This is a genomic window from Stenotrophomonas sp. FW305-3-2-15-E-LB1, assembly GCF_058787375.1.
In genome coordinates this window covers 55,601-67,257 of the sequence record NZ_JBYSZR010000026.1, presented here as the reverse complement: position 1 = coordinate 67,257, position 11,657 = coordinate 55,601, and the positions used below count along the sequence as shown (strand labels likewise).

The 11,657-nt window shown below is 67.6% G+C and carries 11 protein-coding genes; all 11 read right to left on the bottom strand.

Annotation, left to right across the window (positions count from 1 at the left end; translation table 11 throughout):
* Nucleotides 1-154: 154 nt before the first annotated feature.
* The 11 genes from AC3WL7_RS16675 to AC3WL7_RS16625 all read right to left on the bottom strand — a co-directional run bounded on the left by AC3WL7_RS16675 (nucleotide 155) and on the right by AC3WL7_RS16625 (nucleotide 11,509).
* Nucleotides 155-1,423 carry a glutamate-5-semialdehyde dehydrogenase gene (locus tag AC3WL7_RS16675; RefSeq protein ID WP_492751762.1) on the bottom strand — a complete coding sequence of 423 codons (1,269 nt, stop codon included), beginning with the start codon at nucleotides 1,421-1,423 and terminating at the stop codon, nucleotides 155-157.
* Nucleotides 1,420-2,577, bottom strand: coding sequence for a glutamate 5-kinase (gene proB, locus AC3WL7_RS16670; protein WP_492751760.1), 1,158 nt, complete (start codon nucleotides 2,575-2,577; stop codon nucleotides 1,420-1,422). The genes AC3WL7_RS16675 and proB overlap by 4 nt, the downstream gene beginning before the upstream one ends.
* Nucleotides 2,578-2,587: 10 nt before the next feature.
* Complete coding sequence (locus tag AC3WL7_RS16665; RefSeq protein ID WP_492751758.1) at nucleotides 2,588-2,851, bottom strand: YciI family protein; 264 nt, start codon at nucleotides 2,849-2,851, stop codon at nucleotides 2,588-2,590.
* Nucleotides 2,851-4,146 (bottom strand): argininosuccinate lyase, encoded by a 1,296-nt coding sequence (gene argH, locus AC3WL7_RS16660; protein ID WP_108758205.1) that lies wholly within the window; start codon nucleotides 4,144-4,146, stop codon nucleotides 2,851-2,853. Before argH ends, AC3WL7_RS16665 begins: the two co-directional genes overlap by 1 nt.
* A gap of 33 nt (nucleotides 4,147-4,179) precedes the next feature.
* Nucleotides 4,180-5,133, bottom strand: a complete 954-nt coding sequence (argC, locus tag AC3WL7_RS16655) for an N-acetyl-gamma-glutamyl-phosphate reductase (protein WP_492751755.1) — start codon at nucleotides 5,131-5,133, stop codon at nucleotides 4,180-4,182.
* Nucleotides 5,130-5,732, bottom strand: coding sequence for a GNAT family N-acetyltransferase (locus AC3WL7_RS16650; RefSeq protein ID WP_283222103.1), 603 nt, complete (start codon nucleotides 5,730-5,732; stop codon nucleotides 5,130-5,132). Before AC3WL7_RS16650 ends, argC begins: the two co-directional genes overlap by 4 nt.
* 5 nt (nucleotides 5,733-5,737) lie before the next feature.
* Nucleotides 5,738-7,066: an acetylglutamate kinase gene (locus tag AC3WL7_RS16645; RefSeq protein WP_079222518.1), complete on the bottom strand. Its 1,329-nt coding sequence runs from the start codon at nucleotides 7,064-7,066 to the stop codon at nucleotides 5,738-5,740.
* 24 nt (nucleotides 7,067-7,090) lie between these two features.
* Nucleotides 7,091-8,179 (bottom strand): acetylornithine deacetylase, encoded by a 1,089-nt coding sequence (locus AC3WL7_RS16640; RefSeq protein WP_492751751.1) that lies wholly within the window; start codon nucleotides 8,177-8,179, stop codon nucleotides 7,091-7,093.
* 87 nt (nucleotides 8,180-8,266) lie between these two features.
* Entirely contained in the window at nucleotides 8,267-9,463 is a 1,197-nt protein-coding gene (locus AC3WL7_RS16635; RefSeq protein WP_079222520.1) for an argininosuccinate synthase, read from the bottom strand.
* A gap of 119 nt (nucleotides 9,464-9,582) precedes the next feature.
* Entirely contained in the window at nucleotides 9,583-10,593 is a 1,011-nt protein-coding gene (locus AC3WL7_RS16630) for an N-acetylornithine carbamoyltransferase (protein ID WP_053443310.1), read from the bottom strand.
* Nucleotides 10,594-10,945: 352 nt separating this feature from the next.
* A complete protein-coding gene (locus tag AC3WL7_RS16625; protein WP_108758200.1) occupies nucleotides 10,946-11,509 on the bottom strand; it encodes a glycine zipper 2TM domain-containing protein in 564 nt (187 codons plus the stop codon).
* Nucleotides 11,510-11,657: the final 148 nt, after the last annotated feature.

The following is an 11,657-nucleotide window of genomic DNA, read 5'->3' as shown; positions in this document are numbered from 1 at the left end:
GTGAGCCGCATGGATGCGGCGACCGAGCTTACATGGACGTACTTGCAGCGTCCCCCTCAACCGGACCCACCCCGCCATCCCACGGAATGCCCGACTTTGACGTTGACGTTGATTCACAGCAGGTGCAGGGCTGCAAGCCCTGCAGGACAAACCCCTACCGCGTCTGCCCTTCGCCGCGCACCACGAAACGTTCAACCGTCAGCGCTTCCAGGCCCATCGGCCCATACGCATGCAGGCGCGTAGTGGAAATGCCGATCTCGCTGCCCAACCCCAGCTGCCCGCCATCGGAGAAACGCGAGGACGCGTTGACCATCACCACGGCAGAACGCAGCGCGTTGACGAAGCGCTCGGCATGGCCGCTGTCTTCGGTGGCGATCACTTCGGTATGGTCGGAGGTGTAGGTGCGGATGTGGGCGATGGCGGCGTCCAGATCATCCACCACCCGTACCGCCAGCACCAGGTCGAGGAACTCCGCCGCGTAATCCTCGTCGGTGGCGGCCGTGCTCCCCGGCAGCAGCGGCTGCGCACGTGCGTCGGCACGCAGCTGCACGCCACGTTCGCCCAGTGCCTGCGCCGCGCGCGGCAGGAAAACATCGGCCACGTCCTGGTGCACCAGCAGCGTTTCCAGCGAATTGCAGGCCGCCGGGCGGCTGCACTTGCCATCCACCAGCAGGCCGATGGCCTTGTCCAGGTCGGCGCTGGCATCCACGAACAAGTGGCAGACACCCTTGTAGTGCTTGATCACCGGCACGCGCGCGTGCTCGGCCACGAACCGGATCAACCCTTCGCCACCGCGGGGAATGGCCAGGTCGATCAGTTCGTGCAGCTGCAGCAGCTCCAGCATCGCCTCGCGGCGCAGGTCGGTCAGCACGGTTACTGCGGCCGGCGGCACGCCATTGGCCTGCAGGGCCGCAGCCAGTGCCTGGGCGATGGCGGTGTTGGAATGGATCGCCTCCGAGCCGCCGCGCAGGATCACGCCGTTGCCGGCCTTCAGGCACAGCGCCGCCGCTTCGGCGGTCACGTTCGGCCGCGCTTCGTAGATCATCGCGATCACACCCAGCGGCACGCGTACCTTCTGTACGCGGATGCCGTTGGGGCGCACGTCGTCGCGGGTCACCTGCCCCACCGGGTCCGGCAGTGCAGCCACTTCGCGCACGGCCTCGGCCATCGCGAACAGGCGCGCCGGGTCCAGGGCAAGGCGGTCGAGCATCGCGCTGCCGACGCCCTTCTCGCGTGCCGCCGCCAGGTCACGGGCATTGCCGGCCAGGATCAGCCCGGCGTTCATTTCCAGCGCCTGGGCCATGGCCTGCAGCAGCGTGCCGCGTGCGGCGCTGTCCAGGCCAGCGACCACCTGGGCCGCGTCACGGCAGGCACGTGCCTGCGCTTCGATTTCACTCATGGGGGTGTCCTGCTGTCCGGTCATGGCAGCACCAGGTCGTCGCGATGGACGACGGTACCGCCGTAGTTGTAGCCGAGCACGGCCTGGATGTCGCGCGAATGGCGGCCAGCGATGCGGCGCACATCATCGGCGGCGTACTGGCTGACGCCACGGGCGACGCAGAGGCGGCCCTGCGGCGTGTTCCAGCACACCTGCACCATGTCGCCGCGGCGGAAATCGCCATCGGCGCCGGTGATGCCGCCGGGCAGCAGCGAAGCGCCTTTCTCGCGCATCGCCTGCGCCGCACCGGCATCGACCAGGATCGCGCCGTCGGCCAGCGGTGCATGCCGCAGCCAGTGCTTGCGTGCGGCCTCACGGCTGCGCGCAGCATGGATACGGGTGCCGAACAGGCGATCCTGCGCCAGCGCGCGCACGACATCGCCGGTGCGGCCATTGAACAGGTAGGTTTCGATGCCAAGCCGGCCGGCCTTTGCCGCGGCTTCCAGCTTGGTCCGCATGCCACCGGTACCGGCACGCGAACCAGCGCCGCCGGCCATCGCCAGCACCGTGTCATCCAGCTCGGGGACGTCGTGCAGCGGGCGCGCATCGGCCACGGTGCGCGGGTCGGCGCTGTACAGGCCGTCGATATCGGTGGCGATGAACAGCGCATCGGCATCGACCAGCGCGGCCACGGTGGCGGCCAGGTTGTCGTTGTCGCCAAGCTTGAGTTCGTCCACCGACACGGTGTCGTTCTCGTTGACCACCGGCAACGCGCCCAGCCGCAGCAGCTCGGTGAGCGTGGCGCGTGCATTGAGGTAGCGACGGCGGTTGCGCAGGTCGTCGTGGGTCAGCAGCACCTGGGCCACCGGGCGCTCGAAAAAGCGCTGCCAGAGGCCGATCAGCTGTGCCTGGCCCAGCGCGGCCAATGCCTGCCGCGCGGCCATCGCCGCGCCGGGCTCATCGGCACGCGGCAGGATGGCGCGGCCGGCGGCGACCGCGCCGGAGGAGACGATGACCACTTCGCGCCCGGCCAGCACGTTGGCCGACACGAACTGCGCCAGGCCCAGCGCATGCCGCGGCGACAGGCCACCGCCATCGGCGGCCAACAGGCTGCTGCCCACCTTGAGCACCGCACGCCGCCACGGCGGCAGCGCTTGTTCGGGGAACGGCGAGGCGACGTGGGTGGCGTGCAGGGTCATCAGGTGCGCCTCAGCGGGTGTTCCATTCGTGCACGGTCAAGTGCGAGGCCTGCATCGTCACCAGCGGATCGGTGGCGACGATGGCCTGTGCATCGGCCAGGCTGGCCACATTGCACAGCACGTAGGCGCCGCCACTGCCATCGGTGAATCCGCCGGTCAGCTGCAGCTGGCCCTGCGCGCGCAGCTTATCGAGGAAATCCAGGTGCGGCTGCACGGCGGCGGCGTTGAAGTCGGGCCGGCGCATGGCCAGCACCAGGTAGACGGTGCCCGCCATCAGGCCAGCGCCTGCCAGCGCGTGCGCAGTTCGTCCAGGCGCAGGTCGGCGGCCGAACCGGGCGACACGCGCGCGGCCAGGCTGCCTTCCGGCGTGCGGCCCTGCCCTGCGCTGTCGGCACCGGCCGCAGCGGCCTTGTAGGCCTCGCGGAACGGCACGCCCGCCACGGCGGCTTCAACGGCGACGTCGGTGGCGTACATGCCCGAATCGATGGCCGCGCGCAGCTTGTCGTCACGCCATTCCAGGTTGGCCAGCAGCGCCGGCAGCAGTTCCAGCGCGGCCAGGCCGCGGCCGAAGCCGTGGAAGATGGCGCCCTTGGACGACTGCAGATCGCGGTGGTAGCCCGAAGGCAGCGACAGCAGCTGCTCGATCTCGGTGCGCGCGGCGGCGACGCTGGCGTGGGTGGCACGCATCAGCTCGATCACGTCCGGGTTGCGCTTGTTGGGCATGATCGAGCTGCCGGTGGTGTACTGCGCCGGCAGGGCGACGAAGCCGAACTCGGCGCTGGTGAACAGCGACAGATCCCAGGCGATGCGGCGCAGGTCCAGGGTGGCGCCGCCCAGTGCTTCCAGTGCAGCCAGCTCGAACTTGCCACGCGACAGCTGCGCGTAGATCGGCGAGATCTGCATGCGTGCAAAGCCCAGCGCTGCCGTGGTGTGTTCGCGGTCCAGCGGCAGGTTCACGCCGTAACCGGCGGCGGTGCCCAGCGGGTTGGCATCGACCAGTGCGTGGGTGTCACGCGCACGCACGGCATTGTCGATGAAGGCTTCGGCCCAGCCGGCCCACCACATGCCCGCCGAGGACACCACGGCGCGCTGGATGTGGGTGTAGCCGGGAAGCGGCACGTCCTTCTCGGCCTGCGCGCGGTCCAGCGCGACCTTGGCCACTTCGGCACTAAGCTGGGCAACGCGCTGCAGCTTTTCCTTCAGCCACAGGCGGGTAGCGACCAGGATCTGGTCGTTGCGGCTGCGGCCGGTGTGGATCTTGCGGCCGGCATCGCCCAGGCGCTCGGTGAGGCGCGCTTCGATGGCCGAGTGACCATCCTCGTACTGCGTATCGAGCACGAAACGGCCTGCGCGGAAGTCCTGTGCCAGCACCTCCAGTTCGCGCAGCAGGCCTTCCAGCTCGTCGGCGCTGAGGATGCCGATGTGCTGCAGGCCCTGCGCGTGCGCGGCGCTGGCGGCGATGTCGTGCAGGAAGAATTCGCGATCGAGGATCACGTCATCGCCGGCGAGGAAGGTCTGGATCTGGGCGTCGACGGCGACGCCGGGCTTCTGCCAAAGAAGGTCTGCCATGGGGGGCTCCGGGAAGGCGGTGTCTGGGCGGTATCAGTGCGGGATCGACGTCAGTTCGTCGATTCCCAGCGCGAGGTTGAGGTTCTGCATGGCCTGGGTGGCGGCGCCCTTGAGCAGGTTGTCCAGGGTTGCCACGACCACGACCCGCTTGTTGCCCGGGGCCAGGGTGAAGCCACCCACCTGCGCGCCATGGCGGCCGGCGATGCGGCTGACCCACGGCGCTTCATCCACGATCTCCACCAGCGGCTCACCGGCGTAGGCCTGCTGGAAGCGCTCGACGATCTGCTCGCGGGTCTGCGCGCGGTTCAGCCACAGGTTGGCGGTAAGGGTGATGCCACGGAAATGCGGTGCTACGTGCGGCATGAACTCCACCGGCACGCCCAGCTGCGTCGACACTTCGCGTTCGTGCATGTGGTTGGTCAGCGCGTAGGGCATCAGGTTGTCGGCCAGCAGCTCGGGGTTGTTCTTGTCCGAGGGCGAGGTGCCGGCACCGGAGTAGCCGGACACGCCGAAGCACTGCGGCGGGCCGGCCAGCAGGTCCAGCAGCGGATGGATCGCCAGCTGCATGGCCGTGGCGTAGCAGCCTGGGTTGCTGATGTGCTTCTGGCCCTGGTAGCGGCCACGGGTCAGCTCCGGCAGGCCGTAGTACCACTGGCCGTCGAAGCGGTAGTCGGCCGAGAGGTCGATGATGACGGTGTCCGGCTTGGCCGCCTGCAGGGCGGCCACGAACGGGGCGGCCAGGCCATTGGGCAGGGCCAGGATCACCGCGTCCACGCCCTTGGCGGCCACGGCATCGGCGTCCAGGTTCTCGTAATGAAGCTCGCCCTGGTACTCCGGGTGATGATCGGCCAGGCGATTGCCAGCGAGCTCGCGCGAAGACACGAATGCCAGCTGCAGGCGCGGGTGCGCGGCCACCAGCTTGATCAGCTCGGCGCCGGTGTGGCCGCGGGCACCGACAATGCCCAGGGTGAAAGTCGAATCGTTCATGCGTGATGGTCCAGGCGGTGCTGCAGGTGGCGCTTCACGCCCTGCCATTCCGCGTCGATGATGGAGAAGATGACGGTGTCGCGCGGCGTGCCGTCGGCATGCCGGGTGTAGTTGCGCAGCACGCCGTCCTGCTTGGCGCCCAGGCGGGCGATGGCGGCGCGCGAGGCGTGGTTGAACCAGCTGGTTTCCAGCACCACGCTGATGCAGCCCAGGGTTTCAAACGCGTGCTGCAACAGCAGCAGCTTGGCCTCGGTGTTGACCCCGGTGCGCTGCACGCGCGGGGCGTACCAGGTGTAGCCGAGGCTGAGCCGGGGCACGCCCGGCTCCAGCGCATAGAAGCGCGTGCTGCCGACGATGTCACCGGCCGCATCGCGGATCACGAACGGTAGCACCTTGCCTTCAGCCTGCACGTCCAGCGCGGCCTGCACGTAGTGCCCTGCCTGCTCCGGCGAAGGCACCTGGGTGTACCAGAGCTGGTCCAGGCCGCTGCCTTGCAATGCCGCCGCCAGGCCGGGCACGTGGTCACGCTGCAACGGCTCCAGCATCACGTGCTGGCCGCGCAGGGTGGGAACGGTGGTCCAGGCGTCGGCGTGGCTCATCGCACTCAGTCCTGCAGGCTCGGCGGGCGCGCCGCGCAGTGGTCCACATAGGTCTTGATGCGGTCGATGCCATCGGCGCCGAACCAGAACACCTTCCAGGTGTTCTGCTTGTAGCAGCCGTCGGACTCGGCGTAGTAGAAATGGTTGATCGGGTTGCCGTTGCGCGAGCGCCAGAACAGCTGCGGGGTTTCTTCCAGCATCACGTTCCAGACGGCACGCCCCAGGCCCTCACCCTGCGCATCGTCGAGCACGGCGAACTTGTCCAGGTACACGCCTTCGGCTTCGTCGGTGAGGATGACCGCGGTGCGGTAGTTCTCGCTGACATAGGCGCGCAGCAGCTTGGTCTTCTCGAAATAATCCGGCACCAGAGTGCGGCCGAAGCTGGATTCGATCAGGCCCTTCAGGCGCGGCAGGTCCAGTTCGTCCCAGCCGGTGGCGCGCAGCACTTTTTCGCCCTTGCGCACCAGCGTGCCCGAGCCCTTGTGGGTGAACAGTTCCTTGGCCAGGTCTGCCGGCCGGGTGATCGACACCGACGATTCCAGCGGCAGGCGATCCAGCAGATCCTTGATCTGCTCGATCTTCACCTTCATGCCGCCGTGGATCCACGGCTGCGCGATCAGGTGGTCATATTCGGTGGACAGGTTGATCGAATCGATCACGCTGCCCGACTCGTCCAGCAGGCCGCCGGTGCCGGTGAGGAAGATGATCTTGTATGGCTGCAGTTCCTGCACCAGCTCGTTGGCGGCGAAATCGGCGTTGACGTTGAGAATCTGCCCGCCGGCGGTCTCGCCCAGGCTGGTGATGACCGGGATCGAGCCGGCGCGCAGGCTGGCCTCGATCGGGGCCAGGTTGACCCGCTTCACTTCACCGACCAGGCCGTAGGTGTCCACGTCCAGGTACTCGGCCTCGAACACGCCGCCGGTGATGGAAGTGGCGCGCGCACCGTTCTGCTGCAGGGCCTCGACCAGGCGCAGGTTGGACTGCTGGAACACGCGGCGCACGATCGCCAGCGCTTCGGGCGACGTCACCCGCAGGCCGTTGACGGTCTGCTTGTCGATGCCGGCGGCCGACAGTTCGGCATCCAGCTGCGGGCCGGCGCCGTGCAGCACGATCGGGGTCAGGCCGACTTCCTGCAGGAACGACAGCGAGGAGGTCAGCGCTTCGAGATCGTCGCGCAGCACCGCGCCGCCGACCTTGACCACGGCGAAGCGCTTGGCGTCCAGCTGCGAGAAGCGCTTGAGGTACTGGCTGATCTCCTTCGCGCTGGCCATGCTGGAAAGCAGGCGCACGATGGTCTGGCGGGTCTGGCGGTGGGGCTGGAGGGCAGGAGACATTTCGGTTTCGTCAGAAGGTAGGTATCAGGCGCCGGCGGCGATGATGCGGTGCACGGCGTCGGTATAGCGCTGCAGCTGCTCCAGCGTCACGAACTCATCGGCGGTGTGGGCCTGGGCGATGTCACCCGGGCCGAACACCAGCGTGGTGTAGCCACCGGCCGAAAACAGCGACGCCTCGGTCCAGAAGTCCACCGCGTTGCCGATCGGCAGGTCCAGCGCATCGGCCACATCGCGCGCCAGCAGGCGGCGGTTTTCCGCTTCGGCGATGTCGCCGGCCGGCAGGCTGGGGCCACGGAAGGTTTCGGTGAACAGTGCCGCCTGCGGTTCGGCGAAGCCGGCAAAGGTCGCCAGCAACGCATCGATATCCATCGACGGCAGCGGTCGGAAACCGAAGCGCACTTCGGCCGCCGGGGCGATCATGTTGGCCTTGATGCCACCCTCGACGCGACCGATGTTGAAGCGCAGGCCGGTGAGGCCGCCGAAGCGCGCCGAGGCCAGCGATTCCACATGGTCCAGCGCGCGGTTGCCCCAGCGCATGGCCTGGTGCAGTGCACTGGCGGCCGCATCCTGCTTGCCCGAGGCATGGCCGGCGCGGCCGGCAAACTGCATCAGCACCGAGCTGATGCCGCGGTGCGCCAGCACGGCCTCGCTCATGGTCGGCTCGGCCACCAGCACCGCTTCGTACGGCAGGCCACGGGCCAAGAACGCAGCGATGCAGCGCGGGTCGTTGGCTTCTTCGTCACTGGAGAACAGGAACGCAGCATCGCCCTCGCTGGCGTTGGCCGCAGCCACCAGCGCCGCGGCGGCGCCCTTGATGTCACACACGCCCAGGCCGACCACGCGGTCGTCCAGGCGGCGCATCACGTGCGGGTCGGCACTCCAGTGCGGCGAATCGGGCACGGTATCCAGGTGCACGTTGAACAGGTACTTCGGCGTCCCGCGCACGGCATACAGGCTGACCGCACCGGCGCCGTGGTCGATCACCTCGACGTTGAAGCCGGGCAGGTTCGCGCGCAGGTAATCGAAGATGCCACCGGTGGTGATCGCACGCGGCGGGTTGCGGGTGTCGAAGGACACCAGGGCCTGCAGGTGATCGAGCGTCTGTTCAAGCATGAATCAACAATCCTGGTAGTGCCGGCCGCTGGCCGGCAACGATGTCGGTGGTGAATGCCGGCCAGCGGCCGGCACTACCGTCACAGGTCAACCGCGGTTGACTTGCGCGTACAAGGTCGAGCTCATGCCGAACAGCTTGATGAAGCCTTCGGCCTCTTCCACGCCCCAGTCGGCCGACTGCGCGTAGGTGGCACCCTTGGTGTTGAGCAGGTGCGGCGACTTCACGGCCACCGCATCGACGCGGCCGCCACGGGTTTCCAGCACCACTTCACCATTGACCTTGGCCTGCGAGGACTTCAGGAAGGCCTCGATGTCGGTCTTCAGCGGGTCGTGGTAGAAGCCTTCGTACACCAGCTCCACCCACTTGCGCGCCACGTCCGGCTTGAAGCGGTTCTGCTGCTTGGTCAGCACGGCGTCTTCCAGGGCGCGGTGCGCGGCCAGCAGCGAGACCAGGCCCGGGGCCTCGAACACGATGCGGCCCTTCAGGCCGATCACGGTATCGCCGGTGTAGACGCCGCGGCCGACGCCGTACGGGGCAAACAGCTTGTTGAGCTGGGCCAGGATTTGGTCACCCGGCAGCGCCTTGCCGTCCAGTTCGACGGCTTCGCCTTCGACGAACTTCAGGGTCACGGTCAGGGCCTGTTCCGGCCACTCGCTGCGCGGCGAGCACCAGCCACGCGCGCCTTCGCCCGGAGCTTCCCAGCGGTCGATCTCGCCGCCGGACATGGTCAGGCCCAGCAGGTTCTCGTTGATGGTGTAGGCCTGCTGCTTGGCGCGCACGCCGAAGCCGCGTTCTTCCAGGTACTTCTGCTCGTAGGCGCGGGTCTGGGTGTGTTCCTTCTGGATCTCGCGGATCGGCGCGATGATCTGGTAGTCGCCCAGGGCCTTCACGGCCAGGTCGAAGCGGACCTGGTCGTTGCCCATGCCGGTGCAGCCGTGGGCGATGATGTTGGTGCCCAGCTCGGCGGCACGCTTCAGCGCGGCATCGACGATCAGGTAGCGGTCGGAGACCAGCAGCGGGTACTGGCCCTGGTAGCCTTCGCCGGCCCACACGAACGGCTTGACGAAGCCTTCCCAGATGGCCGGGCCACCGTTGACGGTCTGGTGGCTGGCCACGCCCAGTTCGGCAGCGCGCTTCTCGATGAAATCGCGCTCTTCATCATCCACGCCGCCGGTGTCGGCGAACACGGTGTGCACGTTGTAGCCACGCTCCTGCAGGTACGGCACGCAGAAGCTGGTATCCAGGCCGCCGGAGAAGGCGAGAACGACGTCTTTGTTGCTCATGGGGATCAGGTCCACTTGGGGGATGGGAATTCGGTAGAGCCGACCGTTGGTCGGCTGGAATGTTGGATGCACCGCTGCGGGAGCAGCCGACCAACGGTCGGCTCTACCCTTTGTTTGAACTAGCGCCCGGCAACTGCCGCCATGATCGCCTTCTGCACGTGCAGGCGGTTCTCGGCTTCGTTGATGGCGATGCACTGCGGCGAATCCATCACGCCGTCGGTGGCCTTGACGTTGCGGCGCAGCGGCAGGCAGTGGCTGAACACGCCGTTGTTGGTCAGCGCCATCTTGCGTTCGTCGACGATGAAGTGCTTGAACTGGTCGCGGATCGGCTTTTCCGGCTCCCAGTTGCCGAAGAACGGCAGCGCGCCCCAGCTCTTGGCATACACGACGTCGGCGCCGGCGTAGGCGCTGTCGATGTCATGGCTGATCTTCAGCGAACCACCGCTTTCGGCCACGTTCTGCTCGGCCCAGCCCATGTAGCGGTCGTCGAGGATGTAGTCGGCGGTCGGGCACAGCAGGGTCACGTCCATGCCCATGCGGGTGGCGATGGTCAGCGCCGAGTTGGCCACGGCGGTATTCAGCGGCTTGGGGTGGTAGGTCCAGGTCAGCACGTACTTCTTGCCGCGCAGGTCCTGGGTACCGAAGTGTTCCTGCAGCGCCATCACGTGGGCCAGTTCCTGGCACGGGTGGGTGATGGTCTCCATGTTGATGACCGGCACCGGCGAGTACTTGGCGAAGCTGTTGAGGACGATGTCCTGGCGGTCGTAGGCCCAGTCGATGAACTTGGGGAACGCACGCACGGCGATGATGTCGCAGTAACGCCCCAGCACCTTGGCCACTTCCGCGATGTGCTCTTCCGTGTCGCCGTCCATCACCGTGCCGAGGTTGAACTCGATCGGCCACGCATCCTTGCCCGGCTGCAGCACCACCGCGTGGGCACCGAGCTGGAACGCGCCCAGTTCGAAGCTGGTGCGGGTGCGCATGGACGGGTTGAAGAACACCAGCGCGATCGACTTGCCCTTGAGCTGGTCGCCGAGCTTGTTGCGCTTGAACAGCGCGGCCTGGGTCAGCAGCGCGTCAAGATCGCTGCGGCTCCAGTCCTGGGTGTTCAGGAAGTGCTTGGGGGACATCATCTTTCCTTGCGTGGCGGCGCCGGGGGTGCGGCGCGGTGGAAGGGAGAACAGGGAACAGGGTGGGACGAAAAAGTTGCAGATGAAGCTTTCGGAACATGCATTTTTGAAGCGCGGAAACGAAAAAACCCAGCCGGGAGGCTGGGTTTTCATCGGACGAACAGCAGAAAGCTCCGGTTACCCAGCGAGGATGTGGGGTTCCGGTCGACGGGCACGCGACGTCATGCCAGTGGCCTGGCGGGCGGCGCTGCTGTCGTGCTGGAAGTCGGTGAGCTTCATGGTCGATTATCTTTGCATGGGGGCGGGGTGGGCGCAAGACCCCACGCTGCCGGCAGCGCAAGGCCCCGGCCGGTCAGGGGGAACTGGCCGCCGCCTGCTCCGGGCCCACCCAGGGGGTGATCGAGACCCGGATCTTCAACCGGTTGCCGGGGTCTTCCGGCAGCCGCGAACGGTATTTGGTGCCCTTGTAGACGTAGTCCACGTCATAGGCGATGGGCCGGCGGAACTCGCGGCCGACCGGCACGATCTTGCAGTCACGGGTCAGCATGGGGCCATTGTTGGCCGGGGCCGGCGCCGGGTTCTCGGCGACCACCTCCTGGGCGGCCTCCTCGTCGCTGTGCTTGAACATCGAGCGCACCGAGTCCCAGAAGCGACCGATCCGCCCCTTTTCCTCCACCGGCTCCTCGCCGGTCACGTTGACCGGGGCCAGGGTGCGGGTCGAGACCGGCTCGCAGTGCTCCTCGGTGCGGGTCGCGCGCAGGGTCTGGAAGACCGGCTCGACGTTCAGCACCTGGGCGTAGTCGAACTTCACGTTCTCCACGATCACCACCCGGTTGCGCGGTTCGGCCTCCTGGGCCTGGGCCACGACCGGCGCCGCCGACAGGCAGGCCAGGGTCAGCAACGCGGTGGATTTCATTGGCGATGGAAGAAAGGGCACGGCGATAGTGTAGGCAGTGACGACCGCGAGGGGCTGAACATTACCCGTCCGCGCCGCTCCTGCCCACCCCTCGGCGGCCCCCCTGCCCCGCCCGGCCGCCGCCGGCCATCCCCCATTGGGGCCCGAC